The 19,122-nt window shown below is 38.2% G+C and carries 24 protein-coding genes and 1 tRNA gene; 15 read left to right on the top strand and 10 right to left on the bottom strand.

Features of this window, described 5'->3' with window-relative positions:
* Nucleotides 1–114 precede the first annotated feature (114 nt).
* The 5 genes from IR083_RS00420 (at nt 115) to IR083_RS00400 (ending at nt 2,745) form a co-directional block, all read left to right on the top strand.
* Nucleotides 115–585, top strand: coding sequence for a DUF4252 domain-containing protein (locus IR083_RS00420; RefSeq protein ID WP_006800510.1), 471 nt, complete (start codon nt 115–117; stop codon nt 583–585).
* Between the two features lie 119 nt (nt 586–704).
* Nucleotides 705–1,211, top strand: coding sequence for a DUF4252 domain-containing protein (locus tag IR083_RS00415; protein ID WP_194222805.1), 507 nt, complete (start codon nt 705–707; stop codon nt 1,209–1,211).
* Nucleotides 1,212–1,706, top strand: coding sequence for an RNA polymerase sigma factor (locus IR083_RS00410; RefSeq protein WP_006800512.1), 495 nt, complete (start codon nt 1,212–1,214; stop codon nt 1,704–1,706).
* On the top strand, nt 1,706–2,272 hold the full coding sequence (locus IR083_RS00405; RefSeq protein WP_194222804.1) for a hypothetical protein: 567 nt from the start codon (nt 1,706–1,708) through the stop codon (nt 2,270–2,272). The genes IR083_RS00410 and IR083_RS00405 overlap by 1 nt, the downstream gene beginning before the upstream one ends.
* Complete coding sequence (locus tag IR083_RS00400) at nt 2,269–2,745, top strand: DUF4252 domain-containing protein (protein WP_006800514.1); 477 nt, start codon at nt 2,269–2,271, stop codon at nt 2,743–2,745. The genes IR083_RS00405 and IR083_RS00400 overlap by 4 nt, the downstream gene beginning before the upstream one ends.
* Before the next feature lie 63 nt (nt 2,746–2,808).
* On the opposite strand, the gene recA is transcribed toward IR083_RS00400, so the two are convergent.
* The 5 genes from recA to IR083_RS00375 form a co-directional block, all read right to left on the bottom strand.
* On the bottom strand, nt 2,809–3,831 hold the full coding sequence (gene recA, locus IR083_RS00395) for a recombinase RecA (protein ID WP_194222803.1): 1,023 nt from the start codon (nt 3,829–3,831) through the stop codon (nt 2,809–2,811).
* Nucleotides 3,832–3,856: 25 nt separating this feature from the next.
* The gene (gene bcp, locus IR083_RS00390; protein WP_194222802.1) at nt 3,857–4,318 is read right to left on the bottom strand and encodes a thioredoxin-dependent thiol peroxidase; all 462 of its coding nucleotides are present in this window, start codon (nt 4,316–4,318) and stop codon (nt 3,857–3,859) included.
* A 15-nt stretch (nt 4,319–4,333) separates the two neighbouring features.
* Complete coding sequence (locus tag IR083_RS00385) at nt 4,334–4,867, bottom strand: hypothetical protein (protein ID WP_194222801.1); 534 nt, start codon at nt 4,865–4,867, stop codon at nt 4,334–4,336.
* Between the two features lie 48 nt (nt 4,868–4,915).
* The gene (locus IR083_RS00380) at nt 4,916–5,491 is read right to left on the bottom strand and encodes a TIGR00730 family Rossman fold protein (RefSeq protein ID WP_194222800.1); all 576 of its coding nucleotides are present in this window, start codon (nt 5,489–5,491) and stop codon (nt 4,916–4,918) included.
* Between the two features lie 639 nt (nt 5,492–6,130).
* Nucleotides 6,131–6,988 carry a helix-turn-helix domain-containing protein gene (locus IR083_RS00375; RefSeq protein WP_194222799.1) on the bottom strand — a complete coding sequence of 286 codons (858 nt, stop codon included), beginning with the start codon at nt 6,986–6,988 and terminating at the stop codon, nt 6,131–6,133.
* 454 nt (nt 6,989–7,442) lie between these two features.
* Between IR083_RS00375 and IR083_RS00370 the strand changes: the two genes are divergently transcribed.
* Entirely contained in the window at nt 7,443–8,708 is a 1,266-nt protein-coding gene (locus IR083_RS00370; protein WP_194222798.1) for a carboxypeptidase-like regulatory domain-containing protein, read from the top strand.
* A 102-nt stretch (nt 8,709–8,810) separates the two neighbouring features.
* Nucleotides 8,811–9,389 (top strand): ACP phosphodiesterase, encoded by a 579-nt coding sequence (locus tag IR083_RS00365; RefSeq protein WP_006800521.1) that lies wholly within the window; start codon nt 8,811–8,813, stop codon nt 9,387–9,389.
* Between the two features lie 12 nt (nt 9,390–9,401).
* On the opposite strand, the gene IR083_RS00360 is transcribed toward IR083_RS00365, so the two are convergent.
* Nucleotides 9,402–10,139: a helix-turn-helix transcriptional regulator gene (locus IR083_RS00360; protein ID WP_194222797.1), complete on the bottom strand. Its 738-nt coding sequence runs from the start codon at nt 10,137–10,139 to the stop codon at nt 9,402–9,404.
* A 189-nt stretch (nt 10,140–10,328) separates the two neighbouring features.
* On the opposite strand from IR083_RS00360, the gene IR083_RS00355 reads away from it, so the two are divergent.
* The 3 genes from IR083_RS00355 to IR083_RS00345 all read left to right on the top strand — a co-directional run bounded on the left by IR083_RS00355 (nt 10,329) and on the right by IR083_RS00345 (nt 11,250).
* Nucleotides 10,329–10,508 carry a hypothetical protein gene (locus IR083_RS00355; RefSeq protein WP_194222796.1) on the top strand — a complete coding sequence of 60 codons (180 nt, stop codon included), beginning with the start codon at nt 10,329–10,331 and terminating at the stop codon, nt 10,506–10,508.
* Nucleotides 10,509–10,522: 14 nt separating this feature from the next.
* Complete coding sequence (locus IR083_RS00350; protein WP_194222795.1) at nt 10,523–10,795, top strand: immunity 17 family protein; 273 nt, start codon at nt 10,523–10,525, stop codon at nt 10,793–10,795.
* A gap of 152 nt (nt 10,796–10,947) precedes the next feature.
* Nucleotides 10,948–11,250: a hypothetical protein gene (locus tag IR083_RS00345; RefSeq protein WP_006800525.1), complete on the top strand. Its 303-nt coding sequence runs from the start codon at nt 10,948–10,950 to the stop codon at nt 11,248–11,250.
* 92 nt (nt 11,251–11,342) lie between these two features.
* Here IR083_RS00345 and IR083_RS00340 read toward each other — a convergent pair whose 3' ends face one another.
* The 4 genes from IR083_RS00340 to IR083_RS00325 all read right to left on the bottom strand — a co-directional run bounded on the left by IR083_RS00340 (nt 11,343) and on the right by IR083_RS00325 (nt 15,188).
* Nucleotides 11,343–12,494, bottom strand: coding sequence for an esterase (locus IR083_RS00340; protein WP_006800526.1), 1,152 nt, complete (start codon nt 12,492–12,494; stop codon nt 11,343–11,345).
* Between the two features lie 40 nt (nt 12,495–12,534).
* Nucleotides 12,535–13,545, bottom strand: a complete 1,011-nt coding sequence (locus tag IR083_RS00335; protein WP_006800527.1) for an AI-2E family transporter — start codon at nt 13,543–13,545, stop codon at nt 12,535–12,537.
* A gap of 297 nt (nt 13,546–13,842) precedes the next feature.
* On the bottom strand, nt 13,843–14,253 hold the full coding sequence (locus tag IR083_RS00330) for a DoxX family protein (protein WP_194222794.1): 411 nt from the start codon (nt 14,251–14,253) through the stop codon (nt 13,843–13,845).
* Between the two features lie 74 nt (nt 14,254–14,327).
* Complete coding sequence (locus IR083_RS00325; RefSeq protein ID WP_242052317.1) at nt 14,328–15,188, bottom strand: energy transducer TonB; 861 nt, start codon at nt 15,186–15,188, stop codon at nt 14,328–14,330.
* Between the two features lie 684 nt (nt 15,189–15,872).
* Here IR083_RS00325 and IR083_RS00320 point away from each other — a divergent pair.
* The 5 genes from IR083_RS00320 to IR083_RS00300 form a co-directional block, all read left to right on the top strand.
* Complete coding sequence (locus tag IR083_RS00320) at nt 15,873–16,463, top strand: hypothetical protein (protein WP_194222793.1); 591 nt, start codon at nt 15,873–15,875, stop codon at nt 16,461–16,463.
* A 9-nt stretch (nt 16,464–16,472) separates the two neighbouring features.
* Nucleotides 16,473–17,396 carry a tRNA epoxyqueuosine(34) reductase QueG gene (gene queG, locus IR083_RS00315; RefSeq protein ID WP_194222792.1) on the top strand — a complete coding sequence of 308 codons (924 nt, stop codon included), beginning with the start codon at nt 16,473–16,475 and terminating at the stop codon, nt 17,394–17,396.
* A gap of 30 nt (nt 17,397–17,426) precedes the next feature.
* Nucleotides 17,427–17,897, top strand: a complete 471-nt coding sequence (locus IR083_RS00310; RefSeq protein WP_194222791.1) for a hypothetical protein — start codon at nt 17,427–17,429, stop codon at nt 17,895–17,897.
* A gap of 112 nt (nt 17,898–18,009) precedes the next feature.
* Nucleotides 18,010–18,082 (top strand) — tRNA-Gly (locus IR083_RS00305).
* 273 nt (nt 18,083–18,355) lie between these two features.
* A partial coding sequence (locus tag IR083_RS00300; RefSeq protein WP_194222790.1) for a phage integrase SAM-like domain-containing protein occupies nt 18,356–19,122 on the top strand: 767 nt, incomplete at its 3' end.

Here is a 19,122-nt window from a genome sequence, read left to right as displayed (position 1 = left end):
CATTTTTCTTACTTTTTATTGTAACAAATTTTCAACCTATTCCGTCTTAGTATTTGAAAACAGATGAAAGAGCACATCTATCATTAATTTACTAACTTTTATATAGGAACTGTTATGAAAAAATATTTATTTTGTTTAGTATTACTTTTCGGTTTTATACTGGCTGCTCCGGCACAAAATATAGACCAGTTATTGAAAAAAGTATCTAAAACCGAGAATATAGAGAAAGTCAAAATCGGAAAGTTTATGATGTCTCTGGGCAAAGCGTTTGGTGGTGTAGGCGACATGCCGGTAGCAAGGGGGATACATTCTATGGAAATATATGATTTATCGTCTTGTGATAATGGCCTGAAAAAAGATTTAGCGAAACAATTCAATAAACTGAAAGACGGCGGAGGCTATGAAACCCTTATTTATGCCAAGGATAAAAGCGATGGGGTACGCATAATGGTGAAGAAAGACAAAGACACCATCAAAGAAATGATAATATTGTGTATGGACGAACAAGACCCTACCATAATCCGGTTTTCGGGAAAAATAAAAGATAATGACATTGCCGAACTGGTAAACAAGTACGACAAATAAATATAAAAAAAAGAAGGTATTTAATCCAATATTTTTGAATCATAACTAATTATTGCCGTTGCAGATATAAAAGTAACAAATAGGTCTGCGACCTTAGCAATGTAAAACACAATCGATTTATGAAAAAGTTTATAGTATTTTTTATCCTAATATTAGCAGGAAGCCATATTGCAACAGCTCAGGATCTGGACGGACTGATGAAAGAAGTGGCAAAAAACGAAAAGGCACAACGTCAGGTAGTAGACAAAGCCATGCTAGGCACTTCCATGGCACAGGCTCAGGCTCAGGACCCGACAGGGGAATTGAAATCGAAGATGCCTTCATTTATGCAGAAAATAGATTCCATACAGGTGGTCACATTGGAGGAGGATGCTCCCGATATAAGAAATATGGTACTGGACAATTTGAACTCATTTAGAGATGATGATATATATTCCACACTGGTAAGAGTCAAAGACGGTGAAGATAATGTACGCATCATCGCTAAAAGAAACGGGGAAACAGTATCCGATGTATATATCTTGGTCATGGATGAAGAAGATATCGTTTTGGTAAAAATGAGTGGCAGACTGGAGCAATCCGATTTGGAAGATATAGTTAAAGAACAGGCAAAGAACAAGAAATAGATGGATGCAGAAACTTTTAAAAAAGTATTTCTACCATATCATCAGAAATTGTATCGAATAGCTTATCGTATTGTACAGGATGCCGCAAATGCCGAAGACATAGTTCAGGAAACATTTATAAAACTCTGGAACAAACGCGGGGATATGCAGGATATAGAAAATACCGAAGCTTTCTCTATTATCATACTCCGGAACACATGCCTGGATCATCTACGGAAAACGAAAAACGATTATCATACCAATTATGACTCCGATATCCCCGAAACAGCTTCTTTGGTCAAACAGATAGAAATACAGGATGAAGCCGAACGGGTAAAAAAACTGATAAACAAGTTGCCTGAACAGCAACGCCAAGTTATGATAATGAAACATTGGGACGGGTATTCGGATGAAGAAATAGAACAGATAACGGGAATCAGTCCGGGAAACATTAGAGTGATACTCTCAAGGGCCAGGAAAACGATACGCGAACAATTCATAAAAATACAACAGTGATGAAAACGGACGAAATAAAAATAATGCTGGATGCTTTCTACAACGGTGAAACAACTGTCGCAGAAGAGCTGATATTGCTGAAATATTTTAGCAGTGAAGACGTAGCCGAAGAATTACTGGATGAGAAAGAAGTTTTCCTCAGTATGTATCAGGCAGAGCCGATAGACGTACCTCCGGCTTTGGATTCGAAACTGGAGAACCTCATCGACGAACTTGCTTCGAAAGAAGAAAAGAATACTGAGATAAAAACCGTGGCTAAGAGAAAACATCTGCTGAGATGGGTCGGGAGTGCCGCAGCTTGTATAGCCTTGCTGATTTCCGTCACATTCTATTTCAACAATAAGCCGGATACAGGCCAACCGCCTACAACTCCTGAACAACAAACTGCCGATAACCTGAGTGAAGCGGATAAGAAAGCCCTGAAAGAAGCGGAAGACGCGCTTATACTGTTGTCTTCTAACTTTAATAAAGGAGTAGATCAACTGGCTGTAGTATCTTCAAGCCTTGACAAATCAAATGAAATATTAAACAAAACGCTTAATCGCAAAAAAGATAAAGAATCATGAAAATAAAAGTACTCATTACAGCAATATTACTCCTGACCGGTTTTGCTACTATGCATTCGCAGAACAATATGTTCGACAGGCTTTCGGATAACAAGGACATATCCACAGTCTATATATCCAAAGCATTGCTCAATATGATGCCGAAGATGGATGTTGGAGCGGGAGGTGCCGATATAAAATCATTGGCCGGCAAACTCGAACAACTGGAAATATACAGCAGCCAAAGCAAAGAGGCGGCAAAACTCATCAGAATGGAATTTGAAGGGCTTACAAAGAGTAAAACATACGAGACCCTGATGGCCATCAAAGATAAAGGCGATAATATAACTTTCTATGCCCGCAAGGAGAAGGATAACTTCAAAGACCTGATAATGTTCGTCAACGAACCCGAAGAATGTACGGTCATCCGTATCATGGGTACTTTCACGGCAGAAGACGTACAAAAAGTGATGAACAGCAGTAACAAAAAATAAACAATAAAAAGCCCCGGAGAGTAATTCTCCGGGACTTCTTTATCTAATAACTTATTGGTTTCGTTATTTTTTTGCCTGCAATGCTGTAAATATCAGGCCTTCGAGTTCTTCGGCAAGTTCCGGATTGTCTTTTACCATATCCTTTGCCGCTTCACGTCCTTGTCCCAGCTTTGTATCATTGTAGCTATACCACGATCCGCTCTTCTTGATGATCCCTAGTTCGGCACCGAGGTCGATAATCTCGCCGGAACGGGAGATTCCCTCTCCGTACATGATGTCGAATTCAGCTTTACGGAATGGTGGAGCAACCTTGTTCTTCGCTACCTTCACACGGGTCTGGCTGCCTTTCACTTCATCACCGTCTTTTAGCTGTCCGATACGACGGATATCGAGGCGTACAGAAGCATAGTACTTCAAGGCATTACCTCCCGTTGTTGTTTCCGGCGAACCGAACATAACCCCGATTTTGTCACGCAACTGGTTGATAAAGACACATGTGGTACTGGTTTTATTGATAGCTGCCGTCAGCTTCCGCAATGCTTGTGACATCAGACGGGCCTGAAGCCCCATTTTAGAGTCACCCATTTCTCCTTCGAGTTCAGCCTTCGGCGTCAGTGCAGCCACAGAGTCTATCACTACGATATCTATCGCCGACGAGCGGATTAACTGTTCCGCAATCTCCAAGGCCTGCTCACCACTGTCGGGTTGGGATATATAGAGGTTCTCAATATCTACGCCCAATTTCTCTGCATAGAAACGGTCGAAAGCATGCTCAGCATCGATAAATGCCGCGATACCTCCGGCTTTCTGAGCTTCGGCGATAGCATGTATGGCCAATGTTGTTTTACCGGAAGATTCAGGTCCGTATATCTCGATTACCCTGCCACGAGGATACCCTCCTACTCCAAGAGCGGCATTCAACGCGATAGAACCTGTAGGAATGACAGAAATTTCGTCCACCTTATCATCTCCCATTTTCATTATCGAGCCTTTACCGTAGCTTTTCTCTATCTTATCCATTGCAGCCTGCAGAGCTTTAAGCTTCTCTGTATTCGGCGCCGCTTTCTTTTCTTTCTCTTCTGCCATTATTGGTTTCTTTCTTTTGGTTTGTTTATAATTGTTTTAATATTTGCTCCGCATGCTCTTTCGTCTTTATCTCTTTTGGGCCTATTATTTGCTCGATAACCCCCGATTCATCAATAAGGAATGTTGTACGGAAGGTTCCCATAAATTTACGTCCCATAAACGTTTTCTCGCCCCATACACCGAATGCCTCCACTAGTTTTTTACCCGTATCGGCAATAAGCGGGAACGGCAGCTGTTGCTTCTCTATAAACTTTTTATGCGCCTTCTCATCATCTACACTTACTCCAAGTATCTGATATCCGGCCTTACGCAATTTCGGGAAATTATCCCTGAAACTACATGCCTCAGCTGTACATCCGGGTGTACTGTCTTTTGGATAAAAATAGAGTACCAATTTTTGTCCCGCATAGTCGCTGGATTTGACGGTTTCCCCGTCTTGATTTATTCCTAATATATCCGGGATCTTATCTCCTATGTTTAATGCCATTATTCTTATTATTAATTATTCAACATAGGCAGTGCGCTCATAAATAGCCTTCTGCCTTCTCACCTTATTCCGTTTATCTATAGTAACATTATCTGCCTCCTGAAATTTACGGCTTGTCTCGTAATATAATTGTATATCGGAATTAGCATCGGCCCCGAGGATGCCAAATTTTTCCAATACCACTATCTTTTGTTTTACTGCCTCCAAATAATCCAGAATAGAGTTACGGTATTCCAACCCACCCTGATATATCGGCATATTTACTATTTCGGTACGGATATTATTTATTTCTTTAAGCGGAGTAACCGAGGTCTTTTGCAAATCCAGATTGACTTCATTATCCCATACCTTCTGTATAAGTTCCTCATACTCCGTATAAACTACATCTATATCTTTTACTACATCGAGCATAAAATAATTATAGCCGCTTTTGGTTTCTATATTCTTATTCCTTTCGATGCGCGGCCGCCCTACCTTAGCCTCCTGTTTTTGTGCATATCCCATTGCTGTAATGAGCAATAAGAGTACAATAGAAAAAATTGTTCTCATACTATTTGTTTTGTTAGTTGTGTTAATTAAATTGCGGTCGCTACCGTCCTACTTTACCTCGAACCATTTATCATTTTTGAGGGGCACGAATAATTCCATCTTATCCAACAGGGTATCTACATTATCTTCCACTATCATAATACCCCTATATTCATCTTTCAGAAACCCTTTCTCTATCATTTCTTCAGACATAGCCACCAAAGGGTCATAATATCCCAATGTATTGAGCAATCCTACTGGTTTCTTATGCAGGGCTAATTGTGCCCATGTGAGCATTTCAAACAACTCCTCCATTGTACCGTAGCCTCCGGGCAATGCTATTACGGCATCGCTGAGTTCGTTCATTAAAGCCTTACGCTCATGCATCGTCTCTACGATATGCATTTTGGTTATTCTTTTATGCTCTAATTCTTTCTGTTTGAGGAATTCCGGTATTACACCGATCACTTCTCCATTTTCTTCCAATGCACCATTGGCCACAGCTCCCATCAGGCCTACATGTGCGCCTCCATAGATAACGCCGTATCCCCTGCGGGCTATTCTTTTACCTAACAATATTGCCTGTTCTGCAAAAACGCTCTCGTTTCCTGATGACGAACCGCAAAAAACCGATATATATTTCATTTGTATAAAATCTACTTTAAAGGAATACCCAGAGTTTGTAAGTCTTTAATCCCTATATGTTAAGATACACGCTAAATATTATGTAATTTATAATTCATTATCCAAACAAAGATAATAATAATCTTACAGAATATGATGGAATAAAAAACTCTGTTGAAAACTTTTGTTCCTTTATTTTTTCACAGACAGAAGAAGCTCTTTTTGCCATTCAGATTCATCGGAAAATGTAATCTCCGTACCACATTCATTTCACCCATTACTCTTTAGTTGTGGATACGATAATAAACAGATGCAGCTCAAAATATCCACTCTTCACTATTATAGATAAAGATATATTGCAGAAAAATACTTTAAACAAAAATTATGAGATAATTTCAGTTTATGAAATGAACCAAGAGTAATAATTTTATTTAATATATAAAAATGTAAAAAGTCCGCAAATTCCCTTCGCAGACTTTCCAACCTTAACACAAACTTTACAAAACTACACAATAATAGAGTTAAACTACAACCTATTCAGGTTTTCATTTAAATAAATATATTTTCCTCATATATTTACATTACAAATGTAAGGAATTATAGGCCTTTATCATTACATAAAAACACCCGCTTTTTCAGAATTCGTGCCTTTCTATTAAATCAGGCTTTTGTTGCAGCTTTTTTTCGACGGATTCTGCCTGGAGTGGTACCAAAATGTACTTTACAGAAGTCGTTAAAATGGGAAGGTGAAGAAAACCCATACTCATCACTTATTTCTTTAAATGATTTCTCTGTACTGTTTATCTGATGATATATAGATTTTGAGCGCACATCTTTCATCCAATGATATGCAGAAACGCCAAATACTTTCTTGAATCGTTTTTGAAAACCGGAAAGGCTATAATGTGTCATATCAGCTAACTCCTGAACAGTTCTGGCTTTATAGTGGTTTTTTATAACCAGATCAGAAAATGAAATATCTTTGCTGAGCAGGGGATAGAAAAAAGCTAAAAGAGCAGGTTTCTGGTAATAGGCCCGTAAAAGGAAATAGAATTCTTTTGCTTTCAATTCGAAATAATATGTACACTTCAAGCCATCAGTCATACAAATATCCAGAAACGAGAGGAAAGATTCCACTCTTTCATTTATATCTAAGTAATATAAATCCGGTTCAAAATCATCAGTCTTTTCCTGAAGTAAAACATCTAAAGAAAAACAATCGCACAGTTGCTTTGTATTATGTAAACGAATAATAATAAAAGTACAATCGTCCTCGGCATAGCAATCCATCTGACTACCCGAAGGAATCAGCATTATTTTGCCTCCGGCAATGGTCCTTTCCGTAAATTCTCCAAAAGAAAAACGCAAACTGCCTGACTGCACAAAAAAGGCTTTATTATCAATGGAAAATATTTTCCATTTCTGCCCTTTTTTTACATTAATTTTTTCGATTGTAGGTCTTTCCCCTTTTTCGTAATTATAGCATGTGAGATGTTCCTGTGGATATAATAATTCCATTTGGATATTCCTCTAAAATTGTTTTGTTATAGCTTTGTTTCGCGATGTACCGAAAAATTTGTTCCTATTCTATTTTTATTCAATATTGTGATATTATCAAAATATAATGTCCCTGATTGCAAATATAAATAAAAAAAGTAATATTGTCGCCTCCCCAAAGGATAATATACTATTATTTACCTATCCTCACACAAACCTTAACCATGACACTAAGCCTGTATAGATAAAAGGATTTTAATTAATCCTATTCCGGAGCAGATGAAGATTAAAAAAAAACTCTTTACTATGAGCTAAAAATTTTCGATAAAAATTATATTTAACTGATGCTTTTTCACTATCTTTTAGTCAGAATAAATACGATACAACTCACGGCAATATTTAAACATTAAGGCAATCTTATATGTTTAATATTATACAAGCAGGAATCTGATACTTAACCAAATAGCTGAAAAATATGAAAACAAATCATAAACCTACTGCAAATTCAGCCATACTGCTCCTGTTCCTCTTTTTTGCAATTCCATTATGGGCACAGGTCGGTGTGGACTACACCTCTATAAGCGGAGTAGTGAAAGATAAACGCACTAAAAAGAAAATGGAGTATGTAAGCGTTTCTGTTCCGGGTACAAATATCGGAACTATCACGAATGCCGACGGAGAATTTACAATCAAAATAAAAGATGAAGCGCATGCAAAATCGATAGAGATATCCCATATCGGATATATAAATTACACATTACCTATCGACGGCAGGAATATGAACAACGTGACAATATTGCTTACGGCAAATGAGAACAAGCTGTCGGAAGTGGTTGTACACCCGACAAATCCACGTGAACTGGTAAAAGTAGCAATTCAAAAAATCGGGGATAACTATAGCCTTCAGCCGAATTTATTGACAGGGTTTTACCGGGAAACAGTAAAAAAAGGAAGGAATTACATTAATATTTCCGAAGCGGTTATCGACATTTATAAATCTTCTTACAAAGAAGACATACGAAAAGACAAAGTACAAATATTCAAGGGTCGAAAGCTGATTAGCCCGAAACCCAGCGATACGCTCGTGGTAAAACTTCTCGGAGGCCCTACCCTGGCTGTTTATCTGGATATTGTGAAAAATACAGATGATATTTTACTGGACACCGAAACTCTGGACTATTATAGCTATACAATGGAAGAGAGTGTGATGATAAATGAACGGCTTCATTATGTTATCAGTTTCAAACCCATCCTGATCCTCCCATACGCCTTATATTATGGGAAATATTATATAGACAAACAAACTCTTGCTTTTTCGAGGGCAGAATTCAGCCTGAATATGGATGACCGCGATAAAGCCACACAGGCAATACTGATAAAGAAACCGCCAAAACTACACTTCAAGCCGGAAGAGATATCATTCACAGTGACATACAGAGAGCGGGAAGGACGTAGTTACCTCAATTATATCCGTAATGACATCCGCTTTAAATGTGATTGGAAAAAGCGTTTCTTTTTCTTCTCTACCAACTACGAAGTGGTTTCCGAAATGGTAGTAACTGACCGCAAGGAGGAAGATGTAGCCAATATACCGAACAAACTGGCATTTAAACAAAATCAGTCCTTATCTGATAAAGTCAGTGATTTCTCCGATAAAAATTTCTGGGAGGATTTCAACATTATAGAGCCTACCGAATCACTGGAATCAGCTGTAAACAAACTGAAAAAGAAGCATGAATAAAATTGTCCCCAAAAAAACCTTCATAACCTGAGCGGTTCTTTTTATGAGCTATTGTGCCGATAAAAACACTATCTTTGCGTCTCATTCGTAAAGTACAAAGACATGAATTTTCTGGCACATGCATACCTGTCGTTCGGAGACCCTGATATATTGATCGGAAATATGATTGCCGATTTGGTAAAAGGTAAGCAAATAGAACAATATCCCGAACGGATACGGCATGGAATACATATACACAGGCACATTGACGCATATACCGACAGCCATCCTGTTACCTTGCGGGCAATGGAGGTGTTCCGGTCATCGGCTCATAAATATGCAGGCCCTTTTCTGGATGTCTCGTACGATCATTTTCTGGCTTTAGATGAATTGAGTGAACCGGAAGAAGGCTGGAAAGAATTCGCTGCGAAATGCTATTCGCAAATTGAGCAATATGCTGAAATTCTGCCATCAAAATTCTGCAGTATGTTTATGTATATGAAAAGCGAGGACTGGTTTTTCAACTACCGTTACAACTGGATGATAGAGCGCAGCTTCGACCGGCTGCAACAACGGGCTGCCTATTTGCCCGATAATGCGCATATATTCACCGATTTTGAAAAACATTATAAGGAAATAGCCGACAGCTACAATGAGTTCTTCCCTGACTTAAAGGATTACACGAAAAAAATATCCCTATAGATATTCCTCTTTTTAAAAAGAGCTGGACATCCGCTGCACAATATTGCACAACTGGCAAACATCATCGAGCTTAAGCTCGAAATCGGTATATTCCGGTGATGGGTTCAGGGAATGACAGACGATAGTACCCTTCTCCAAATCCTGGCTGATTATTTGCTTGCAGAGTATCGTGTTGTTAAGGACGATTACCCAGTTGGGGAAATCTTCGGTATGCAGTTTGTTGCGCCAATGTTCTTTGCCTAACTCCCGGGCGAGGACAATATCGCCATTACTGAGGCTGCGTTTCGAATCATTGTCCATACTATCGCCTTTTATCTCAAAAGCAAAATAACGGCCATGCCCTATCTTGTCTACAATAAAGTCAAATTCTTCGAATTCATCGCTTACATACTCCACGTCGCGGCAATCGTCGATATATTTGGCATACGCTTTTACAGGAATAAAAGGTACCCGCATACGATACTTTCCGTTCGACATTTCGTAATACTTCAATCCTGACTTAGTGGTAAGGTATGGCTCTTCGCCCCGCACTTTTTCAGGACGGTTCATATAGCCTGTCCCATTGGCAAGCCACTCTTCATTCACTTTAAAATATGCAGCCAAGATGGCAATATTTGACTTATTGGGATTCGTCTTGCCTTCTATATAATTGGCGATTGTACCCTTAGTTATCGCTGTATCTTTCCAGATACGGTAAGCGGTGACGCCCTCTTTCTCCAATAAATGCTTCAACCTGTCTTTAAATTCCATACTATCCGCTTTTAAAATTTAACTTAGCAACCCTCTCATTCAGTATAAAAATCAATCACAACAGCAAATATAGTAAAATATTGAATTACACATATATTTTTAGACTAAGAATATGCATTCCATCGAGAAAAATATATTTTTAAGAGGATATTTGCTAGTTTTGTACAAAAAACTACAGAAAGAATACAAATGAACGATAAAAAGGGAGAGAATGGCAATTGGGGTTTTATGCAGTGGGCGCTTCTTATTACTATTATATTGATGATAGGATTTGCCTTCGCTCATTTCTTTTTCGATATTCCTGTAAAATTTATTCCCATCATACTTATTTTCCCCCTATTTAGCAGCATTTTTAGTAAAAAGAAATAATAGATATTTTTCTAATGGATAACCTTAAAGACACAGTACAAGACTATTACAATCAATATCCGGTTATACTTCCTCTTTTTTGTATAGCAGTAGGCATATTCTTTCTTCTGGCATGTATTTTCGACTGGAACTGGATGTTTGGAGACGTAAATACCACTACATACAATCTGAAAAAAATCGATGGATTGGTCAATATGTTCGGAAGGAAGACTGCCCGCATCCTGACCGGAATAGGAGCCGTTTTCCTCATAGTACTCGGTATAGGTCTGGCTATTATAATCATATAATAAAACCTTATTGATAAAAATTTATAGCCTAAATGTTTTTTTAACAATTTAGTTATTTAAGGATAAACAATAGCCTTTATTTGATTGTTATTTTAATAAATATCCTATATTTGTTAATAAGAAAATTACTAATTCATAAAATAGATATCATTATGAAAGGTTTTATATTGGGACTTGCTGTCGGTGCACTGGGAGTGTATGCAGCGCTTAAATTATCGGATGAAGAAACCCGCGAAGAATTGCGCACCAGAGTAAATAACGCTACAGGTAAAGCTAAAGCCGAATTGGATCATACTCTTGTCGTAGGTAAGAGCAAAGCCTTACGCGCCGGAGTACGCGCAAGACAGGAAGTAAGAAAAGGTACAAAAAAGATCAATGAAGTGACAGCCGATGTAGCAGGAAAATTAGCGAACGAACTATCTGACATTGAAGCTAAAGCTAAGGCAAAAGCTTAATATAGTATTAAGTTTAGATATATAAAATAAGGCTTGAGAATCTCAAGCCTTATTTTTTAGGTCACAGACCTATTGATCTCTACCCACAGTACCTATTTAAATAGTTGCGGAATAAATTCTATCATATAATCACGCCAATTGCTCCATGTATGCCCGCCTTCACTCTCATGGTAAATATATTTGAATTTGAGGCTGTCCAGTTTAGCACGGTAATCGGTTACATCCTTATATAGGAAATCCGTTTTTCCTATAGCAATCCAATATAGCTTTACCCCATTCTTATTCTGAGTTTCCAGCGTAGTATCGATATCTTTATATACAGGAGAGTCTACATCCGGCCGCGGCTTAATCGCAGGAGAGAAAAGACCGATATAATCGAACGTATCGGGATAATATCGGGAAATATGCAAGGAATGAAAACCACCCATCGAAAGGCCCGCTATTGCCCTACCCGATTTATCGCTTACAACCCGGTAACTGTCTTCCACAAAACGTATCACATCTTTGAAGGTCTCCTCCATCTTTCCATCCATTGTGTGCGGAAGCATGAAAGACGGCTTGTAAAAGCCAAGGCTCGATTCTCCGGGTGCTGCTTCCTGAGCAACATTCCCGTTTGTCATTACCACTATCATCGGTTTTGCTTTACCTTGTGCGATCAGATTATCGAGTATCTGGGAAGTCCGACCGAGAGCCATCCATGCCTCTTCATCACCCCCCATGCCATGAAGCAGATACAGCACCGGATATTTTTCCTTACCGGTTTCGTATCCGGCAGGCGTATAGATTGTAATCCTGCGCTCCATATCATTTCCCGGAGAAGAATACCACCGGCGTGTCACGGAACCGTGAGGAACTTTATTTACCTTATATAGATCACCGTTTCCTCCTCCAATTATAAATATATTGGAAAGGGTGGAGACATCCCTGTTGATATAAACATTGCTTGGATCATCCGTCTTCAAACTATCTACCCAGAAAGAATAACTGTAAAGATCGGAACGAAGCGGCCCGGTCGTATATGACCAAAGGCCTTTTTCATCTTTATTCATAGCCACAGGCTGTTGCAGCCAATCTCCTGATATTTTTACTTCCTTTGCATTAGGCGCATGCAACCTGAAAGTTACGGTATTGTTCCCATGTGCCTCCGGAGAAACAACTTCGGAACCTCCCCATAAAGCCTGCTGGGAAAATACGCTTGTGCAGAATATGATGCTTACAATAAGCAGAAACAGTGTTTTTTTCATGACTGGTTATATTAAAATGTATATGTCTCAAGAAAAATCCCTACTTACCACTGTCGAGATAGCCACGTTTGAAGATATCGACCAACAGTATAAACATTGACAGGAACAACGGGCCAAAGATAACACCCCAGAACCCAAAGACGGGCAATCCTATCACAACACCAAATACGGTAATCAGCGGATGCGTATTTGCAATCTTCTTTTGAAGGATAAAGCGCAGCAGATTATCGACATTAGAAATAACAATCAATGAGTAAGCCGTCAGGCCGATCGCATTCAACCAATCCCCGGTAATAGCCATATAAATAACAAGTGGCAACCAGATAAACATAGTTCCCACGATAGGAATAATAGTGGCAAAGCATGTAAGAAACCCGAAAAGAATAGGATCGGGAACTCCAAAGATGATATAACCGAGCGTCGCAAAAATACCTTGTATGGATGCCAGCAAAGGAATACCTATGGCATTCGATTTTACCATTACATCTATTTCGCGCAACACATCCTTCTTATTTTCATTATTGAATGGTAATAAGTCATTCAGGTAAGCCTCCATTTGCGGACCTCCGATCAACATAAAATAGAGAACAAATAACATTACTACCGAATTGACGGCAAAACTGCTCACACTACCGATAAGTATCTGTCCGATCTTAGGCAGATAGGCGGCAGCGCTCACCAGGTTATCTGTACTCAATATATTGTAACCCGTGCGCTCCTTCACCATGGCTATTACTTCCTGGACAGATTCTATAGACGAGGTAAGATTTAAGTTTATCCCCTGCAATTCCTGAATCAGCAACCACACGGCAATGGCCAGAGGTATAAGAAAACACATAACCACCTCAACCAATATGAGCGAAGCCGCTAAATTCTTCCCGAATTTCTTCTTCCCGGTCAGGTAAAACATTTGTTTCCTCACCAAAATATATACGGTAGATGCTCCTAATATCCCGCTAAAAAGCGGTGAAAAATAATGAAAGAGAATCACTCCCATAAAAAGGATAATAATAATCAGGGAATATTGCCAGTATTTTTCTTTTATAGTCATAAATACAGAAATTTGATCGGTTACAAGTTATGTGATTCTATTTTCAATATATTTAACACGAAAGATGCAATTATGTTTAACATTTTACTTTTTCCTTCTTATAGAAGGCATTTATTGTATCTTTTATCGGGGTCCGTGTTTTATATTCTTACAATAATATGATTATTTACCCATAGTGGTTATCACCAATAATCCGAATCCAAATTTAAGTAAATAATGTCTATTTTAAGCTATTATAAGATACAAAAACGGCCGACACCTCATGTATCAGCCGTAATATATCAAAGACTACAAATTTTAATCCCAAAGTTTCTTGTTGCTAAGTGCATATTTACCACCACCGGTAAAAATCAAAGCTACTGCACCAAAGAAATATAAAGCCTGCAACTCGATAGTCCAGCCACCCGCTTCATTAACTGTAAAGATATCTCCACTATGCGCCATTCCGACAGCTACAAGCATATTAAACGCAAATATAGCTGCTGCTATACGCGTGCCAAAACCGAATATAATAAATAACGGAGCTATTACCTCCCCTACATATACCCCATAAACGATAAAAGCCGGCAGCCCGCTGGCTTCGAGCATCTGTTCTATACCACCTGCGCCGTGCATCAATTTGGCTATTCCATGCATCAGCATCAATACACCGACACTCAACCTGAGGATAAGTAATCCTAAATCTATATTTCTTTCTAATACTTTCATATACTGTTATTATAATAGTTACAGTACATAGAACAAAGAAACATCCGGAAAGTTCGTTCTTTCCGGGAAAAAAATTACTTCGGTAATACAAAAGGAATAGGCAGCATTACTTCCATCGGTGCAGGCTTACCATCTTTAAGACCTGGAACCCATTTAGGCATCTTCTTTATAAGGTAAAATGCCTCTTCGTTACAATCACGGAATATACCTTTGAATAGGGCTATCCGGGATATCTCCCCTTGTTCCGAGATTAATATATTAAATATAACCCGCCCTTCTATCCCCATCTGAATAGCCCGCTTAGGATATTTCAGGTTAGACTTCAGATATGCCTCCAAAGCATCCTTTCCACCAGGAAACTGAGGCGACCGGTTTAACAAGGTATCTGATTGGCTAATTACATCAGGGGCAACCTCTCCGGAATCAATTCCAGATAGATCCGTCTCATTTATTATGAGAGAACCAATATAAAAATTATCATTCGGCTCTTTTTCCCGTTGTTCTTTTGCCCTCTTCTTCAAATCTTCATCGGCTTTGAAGCTGATAGTCAATTTCTGCTCCATTTTTACAGGCTGGCCCGAATCGGTGGCAGGAATCCATCTGGGCATAGCTTTTACCATACGTATTACTTCATCGTCGGCAACAGGATCAAATCCCCTCGTTATTTCAACATCTTGTACAACTCCGTTCTTATCTATATTGAATTTTATATCGAGATCGCCTTCCATATCTATTTTTAACAGAAGATAAGGGTATCTGGTATTACTTTCGATAAACTTATATAATCCGGCCTCTCCTCCCGGAAATTGTGGGGCAATGATATCAGCCGATTCGACTTCTACCGGAATAAGTTTTGCCGACACTCCGTTTTGTGCCGAAAGTGAAGAAATGCTGATCATTAAAGTTATTGTAAAGATCAAGTATTTGTGTATCATTATATATTTGTTTTACCTATTGACTAACGTGTTAACTACCGAAAGATTACTTAATACAAGAAAAATAATAGAAGAGCCTTATTCTCCATCGTTTATTGATTAGTAAATATTACTCATAAAAATATATTCTCTCTTTCAAAAATAACAGGATAACAGGATTAAGCAAATATATCGGTATATTTTTTAAGAAAGTTTATCTATATAATTAGAGCTGATAGCCTTTGGCTGTTAGCTTATAGCTCTTTGAAATATTGACAGGCCCCCTGGGAAAAGCAGACAAGATACGAGAAATAAGTTGCTTACTATTTACTGAAATAAGTGTTACCTTTGTTACTTTTTATTTAAACACACAGTAAAAGGAGTAACACGGAGTTTTTTATAAACAGGATGCCCCGCTCTTCTCAACATGATAAGCTAATTATTAATTTATCATTCTTAAATATTAATTGTTTTCTCTGTTACTTTTGTTACCTTTTAACTATATATAGTGAATAAATATTAAATACAAATGGCTTCCCGACTGTATTAAGTTAAAATAACAGGCAGAATGTAACAGGTGCAATAGGTTGTAAGTTAAATGTTTATTTTTGTCTTGTATCGTACAGAAAGTAACAGGATCAATATTGATAAATAGTGTTACTTTTGTTACTTTTTTGAGAGTAAGATTATAATATACAATTATATATGAAAAAGAATAAGAAAAATACCGTTTACACGGTGATTATATCTGCGGTAATCGTTATTATACTGCTTTTTTTCCTGAAGGGCAGTGTTTACCGGATGGTTGTAAAATATGAAGATGCGGGAGGACGAAAATCATATGATATAAAGGATGAGAAGCTGGCTTCCTATATCAATCAGAGCCTGCCAAACGATGAGTCGCTGGATGCAAATATAGATATAGAAACCATCATTGATATATCGTTGGATATAACGGGTGATGCTCTTGATTTTTCGGCAATGTATAATGATAGCGAGCCTCATAAAGCTTTTGAGAATGGCGGTGCTAATCATGTTGGCTATGCTTCATTTACTGCTGCTGTGGGTAATTATCTGATAAAACGTTTCGGTATGGATAAGGAATGGGAAGCTAAACCTAAAAAAGGAAAACTATACCTCTTTGGAAACAATATGCATAAGAATGCCAAGGATGGCTGGTTTAAAGATCATGACTTTGTCGTCTTCAGGAACAAGAATACTAAGGAAGAAATATATGTAGATCCTACTGCATTCGATTATTTTGGGACAAGACGGGTTGATAAACGTGAAAAATGACAGGAAAGGTTGATAACTTCTGCTCAAATAAAAGAATATGCCCTGACGCTTGGCTTCGAAGCCTGCGGTGTCTGCCGTGCCGAAGAAGTAGACTTGGAAAATCAGGAAGGTTATAAAAACTGGATTGATAATTCATTTTATGCAGGAATGGACTATATGGCTCGTAATGAGGACAAACGATGCAATCCTGCTTTGTTAGTCGAAGATGCCCGTTCGATAGTATGTGTGGCATTAAATTACTACCCGGGAACAAAGTCGCCGGAAGAAAATCCACAGTTTGCATACTATGCTTACGGGAAAGATTATCACGATGTGGTAAAAGCTAAGTTGCAACAGCTTTTTGATTTCATTAAGTCATTAAACCCATCAGCCGAAGGACGCTCCTTTGTTGATACCGCTCCGGTGCTGGAGCGCTATTGGGCAGCAAAGGCCGGATTAGGATTTATTGGTAAGAATTCATTGCTTATTATTCCCAAAAGAGGATCGTATTTCTTTTTGGGAGAATTAATCCTTAATTTGGATTTAGAGTATGACAAGCCTTTGTCCCTCTCTTGCGGTAACTGTACACGGTGTCTTGATGCCTGTCCTACAAAAGCAATTGTTGCACCCAGGGTCGTAGATGCCAACAAATGTATTTCGTATCAGACTATAGAAAATAAGGGAGAGATAGATGAGACCATTGTACCTAATCTGAACAACCGTTTTTACGGATGTGATATTTGTCAGCAGGTTTGCCCCTGGAACCGTTATTCGAGGCCACATAAGACTGAGGAATTTAATCCGTCACAGGCTTTTCTGGATTTGTCTTTGGAGAGGCTCGATAATCTGAATGTTGAAGAATATCAGATTATTTTTAAAGGTTCGGCAGTGAAACGGGCAAAGTATAGCGGACTGAAACGGAATCTGGAAGCGTTAAAACCGAGTAAGAAGTAATATTGATTGTATGATTTACGTTATATATAGATGAAAAAGATTAAAGATATATTAATAATAGGTTTGTTGATGTTTGTGATTTCTTCTTGCGGAAAAGAGGAGGAAAGGGATATAATATCGGGATATCCTAATTTCAGAATAGATTTGAATAATCTTGATGCGGATTTGCGAACTTCTGGAAATATAAAGACTTTTACTAAGCCCAGGCTAATGAATGAATCAGTCGGTTATTCTGGATTAATTGTAGTTAGTAATATTATTCAAGAAAATGGCGTAGTTAGTTTATCTGCATTTGACTTATGCTGTCCGAATGAAAAAATAAGAGAGATTACAGTTGTTCCGTCTACATCGGATGGCACCGCAATATGTTCTAAATGCAAGAGTGTCTTTGATTTATACTCCGGAATAGGAAATGTAAAATCAGGACCATCTAAAACAGGATTACAACGATATAGAGTACGTTCGGAAAGTAATAATACTGTTTTTTATGTCACACGTTAATTTTGCATGAATAAACCTTGCAGAAAGCAAAAACATTTTTTACATTTGCACTCGCTAAATGAGAATGGGTGCCATAGAGTTGGTTTAACAGAATTTCTCAGGCAGTAAAAATGCGAAAGTAGCTCAGTTGGTAGAGCACGACCTTGCCAAGGTCGGGGTCGCGGGTTCGAATCCCGTCTTTCGCTCAGACTCTGAAAGACATCAGAGAGAAAAATGAAGATAATAGCTTCCAAATCAATAGATTGGAAGCTGTTTTTTTAAAATATCCATTCCAGTTAACAGACTAAGAAAAGCCACTAACAGACACCTAATCGGTACTAGCTGGGTACCGATTCGAATTCACCTATAATTGGTACCGATTCGCCTACTTAAGTCATTGATTTGTCGCATAATGTCCGTCAATCTGTCCTTCTTTCAGGACAAGTTGAAACTATTTTTGCAATTTTAAATTAATGAGTATGAAACGAAGCACTTTTAGAATCCTCTTCTATATCAAAAGAGGTAACCCAAAGAAAAATGGGAATGTAGTTATCATGGGACGTATCACTATTGATGGGGAGCGTTCTCAGTTCAGCACCAAACTAGAAATCAATCCTACGGTCTGGGATAACAAATCCGGTAAAGTCAAAGGTAATAACGCAAAAGCTATAAGCATTAATAATGCGTTAGATAATTTTCGGGGTAAAGCCACTATGCATTATAACAAACTAATGGATGTAAATGGGTATGCCCACCCCGAAAAGATTAAAAATGCCCTGTTTGGTTTGGAAGAAAAGAGTAAAACGATCATGTACTACTTCAATAAATTTAATGAACAGTACAAGTCGAAAGTAGGAGCAGTTGTAACACGAACCACTTATTTGAGATATGAATTGGCTCAAAAACGCTTGGGTGAGTTTATGGAAGAAACACGTAAGGTAAAAGACATGCCATATCGGGAAATAACTACGGTCTTTCTTCAGGACTTTTATTTATTCTTACGCAATGAATATAAATCGGGGAATAACAATGCCATGAAAACCATTCAGCATGTGAGAGCTGTATTCTTCTATATCAAAAATACAGGAGAACATTTTGCAGATCCATTTGCCAATTTTAAAATCAGCTTTGAAAAAATTGAACGATCTTACCTGACAAAAGAAGAACTGGAAGTATTGTACAATAAGAAATTCGGTTCGGAACGGCTTGAAAGAGTCAGGGATGTTTTTCTCTTTTGCTGTTACAG

Origin of the sequence: Dysgonomonas sp. GY75, from assembly GCF_015234155.1 — a bacterium.
GTDB classification, from domain to species: domain Bacteria; phylum Bacteroidota; class Bacteroidia; order Bacteroidales; family Dysgonomonadaceae; genus Dysgonomonas; species Dysgonomonas gadei.
The sequence above is the reverse complement of the archived record's forward strand: the minus strand, read 5'-3'. Positions and strand labels throughout refer to the sequence as shown.

Excerpts from the sequence above, each read along its gene's own strand:
- IR083_RS00420 (WP_006800510.1), top strand. The coding sequence starts at position 115 with ATGAAAAAATATTTATTTTGTTTAGTATTACTTTTCGGTTTTATACTG.
- IR083_RS00415 (WP_194222805.1), top strand. The coding sequence starts at position 705 with ATGAAAAAGTTTATAGTATTTTTTATCCTAATATTAGCAGGAAGCCAT.
- IR083_RS00410 (WP_006800512.1), top strand. The coding sequence starts at position 1,212 with ATGGATGCAGAAACTTTTAAAAAAGTATTTCTACCATATCATCAGAAA.
- IR083_RS00405 (WP_194222804.1), top strand. The coding sequence starts at position 1,706 with ATGAAAACGGACGAAATAAAAATAATGCTGGATGCTTTCTACAACGGT.
- IR083_RS00400 (WP_006800514.1), top strand. The coding sequence starts at position 2,269 with ATGAAAATAAAAGTACTCATTACAGCAATATTACTCCTGACCGGTTTT.
- recA (WP_194222803.1), bottom strand. The coding sequence starts at position 3,831 with ATGGCAGAAGAGAAAGAAAAGAAAGCGGCGCCGAATACAGAGAAGCTT.
- bcp (WP_194222802.1), bottom strand. The coding sequence starts at position 4,318 with ATGGCATTAAACATAGGAGATAAGATCCCGGATATATTAGGAATAAAT.
- IR083_RS00385 (WP_194222801.1), bottom strand. The coding sequence starts at position 4,867 with ATGAGAACAATTTTTTCTATTGTACTCTTATTGCTCATTACAGCAATG.
- IR083_RS00380 (WP_194222800.1), bottom strand. The coding sequence starts at position 5,491 with ATGAAATATATATCGGTTTTTTGCGGTTCGTCATCAGGAAACGAGAGC.
- IR083_RS00375 (WP_194222799.1), bottom strand. The coding sequence starts at position 6,988 with ATGGAATTATTATATCCACAGGAACATCTCACATGCTATAATTACGAA.
- IR083_RS00370 (WP_194222798.1), top strand. The coding sequence starts at position 7,443 with ATGAAAACAAATCATAAACCTACTGCAAATTCAGCCATACTGCTCCTG.
- IR083_RS00365 (WP_006800521.1), top strand. The coding sequence starts at position 8,811 with ATGAATTTTCTGGCACATGCATACCTGTCGTTCGGAGACCCTGATATA.
- IR083_RS00360 (WP_194222797.1), bottom strand. The coding sequence starts at position 10,139 with ATGGAATTTAAAGACAGGTTGAAGCATTTATTGGAGAAAGAGGGCGTC.
- IR083_RS00355 (WP_194222796.1), top strand. The coding sequence starts at position 10,329 with ATGAACGATAAAAAGGGAGAGAATGGCAATTGGGGTTTTATGCAGTGG.
- IR083_RS00350 (WP_194222795.1), top strand. The coding sequence starts at position 10,523 with ATGGATAACCTTAAAGACACAGTACAAGACTATTACAATCAATATCCG.
- IR083_RS00345 (WP_006800525.1), top strand. The coding sequence starts at position 10,948 with ATGAAAGGTTTTATATTGGGACTTGCTGTCGGTGCACTGGGAGTGTAT.
- IR083_RS00340 (WP_006800526.1), bottom strand. The coding sequence starts at position 12,494 with ATGAAAAAAACACTGTTTCTGCTTATTGTAAGCATCATATTCTGCACA.
- IR083_RS00335 (WP_006800527.1), bottom strand. The coding sequence starts at position 13,545 with ATGACTATAAAAGAAAAATACTGGCAATATTCCCTGATTATTATTATC.
- IR083_RS00330 (WP_194222794.1), bottom strand. The coding sequence starts at position 14,253 with ATGAAAGTATTAGAAAGAAATATAGATTTAGGATTACTTATCCTCAGG.
- IR083_RS00325 (WP_242052317.1), bottom strand. The coding sequence starts at position 15,188 with ATGATACACAAATACTTGATCTTTACAATAACTTTAATGATCAGCATT.
- IR083_RS00320 (WP_194222793.1), top strand. The coding sequence starts at position 15,873 with ATGAAAAAGAATAAGAAAAATACCGTTTACACGGTGATTATATCTGCG.
- IR083_RS00310 (WP_194222791.1), top strand. The coding sequence starts at position 17,427 with ATGAAAAAGATTAAAGATATATTAATAATAGGTTTGTTGATGTTTGTG.